Origin of the sequence: Polaromonas sp. DSP2-3-2b2, assembly GCF_049895905.1 — a bacterium.
Taxonomy (GTDB): domain Bacteria; phylum Pseudomonadota; class Gammaproteobacteria; order Burkholderiales; family Burkholderiaceae_C; genus Polaromonas.
Window position 1 is genome coordinate 1 of record NZ_JAFCTH010000052.1, and the last position, 1,355, is coordinate 1,355.

General features: G+C 64.9%; 1 pseudogene. It reads right to left on the bottom strand.

Features of this window, described 5'->3' with window-relative positions:
- Positions 1–20: 20 nt before the first annotated feature.
- Positions 21–1,346: pseudogene (locus ACP7AD_RS18500) on the bottom strand (IS4 family transposase).
- Positions 1,347–1,355: the final 9 nt, after the last annotated feature.

Genomic DNA, 1,355 nt, shown 5'->3' on the forward strand with positions numbered 1-1,355 from the left:
GCCATCCCATTACACACAAGTCACCCATCGTTGAACTGTCGGGCATAACGGGCACCCTCGACAAAGACGGCAATCTCCTGCATACCCAGCCAAATCGTCCTGGCGCCGGGTTCACCATCGTGCTTTCTGCCCAGAAAGCCGCCGCGCTGGGCAATCAGGCGCACCACGGTGTTAAGCGTGGGAGTCTGCCTGGGCACGGGTTTTTTGTTCTGTATGAACGCCGCTCGCCACTCGTCAGGCTCGAACAGCAGGTCAGCTGGTAAATCGGGCAAGGTGCGCCCCAGCCGCATCAAGCGGTTGATGCGCCAGGCAATCACCATGTACAGCGCCAGTGCGGTTTGCAGCCGGTCAGCATCGCTGAGCTGCAGCCGTTCGACCCGACAGCCCTCCTTGAGGACCAGGAAAAAAAGCTCAATTTAACACCGGGCGCGATACCAATCGACCAGCTCCACCGCAGCCTGCAGCGTGGTCGCCGCCCGGTTGGTGAGCAAACGCCAGACCACCGGCTTGGCGCCTGCCGGTGCGTTGACTTCCGATGCGATGAGGCAGGTCACTTCGAGCTGGCCGCCCTGGCGGTCAGGCAATATCATGCGCTGGGCGCGCACCTCCTGCTCGACCGCGCGGGCCTTGCGCCCGCGACCGGCCGGCATCTCGAAGCGAATATGCCCCAGCGGCGCGCTGGTCATCACCTGGTCCCACAGCTTGCCGCCCTCGGGCAACACCCGGTTGTGCTGGCAGCGCACCAGATAATCGGCCGCGTGGTTCATCTTGCGCGCCATCACCAGCAGCGCCAGGATGTCCGACTCGCGGTCGCCGATGCATACATGACGCGTGCCTGGCAGCTCGCTGGCCTGCTCGGCAATGCGTTCGTAACTTTCCACCCATCGCACGCTTTCGAGCACGCCGCCGCGCGGTCCATCGCCCGTCTTGAACTCGCGCGCCCACGTCCAGGCGTTCATCACCCCCAGCGGCTCGCGCTGGGGCGTGACCACATAGGTCGGGTGCAAATACAGCCCACGCTGGGCCTCGTAGCTCAGGGGCCCCAGGCCCGTCATCGCCTGGCCGTTGTAGTCCAGCTCGGTCGTGTCTTGCAGGCACAGCACCACCGCGTGCTCGCGGATGCGGCCCATCGTCGCCTGGCGGTGGGCCGTCATCACGTCTTCGCAGCTGACCTGCTCGTTGCGCAGGAAGCGATAGGCCGCCGCCGTCTCGGCCCAGTTCTCGCACGCTCCCGGAATACTTGCTCCGGGCTTTTGTCCCAGCCGCTCGGCCAGCAGCACGGCGCGCCGGTTCAGACGCGGGTCACCCAAATCAATCGTCTCGAATTCTTGTTCCGCCCAGCCCATCCATCCGCC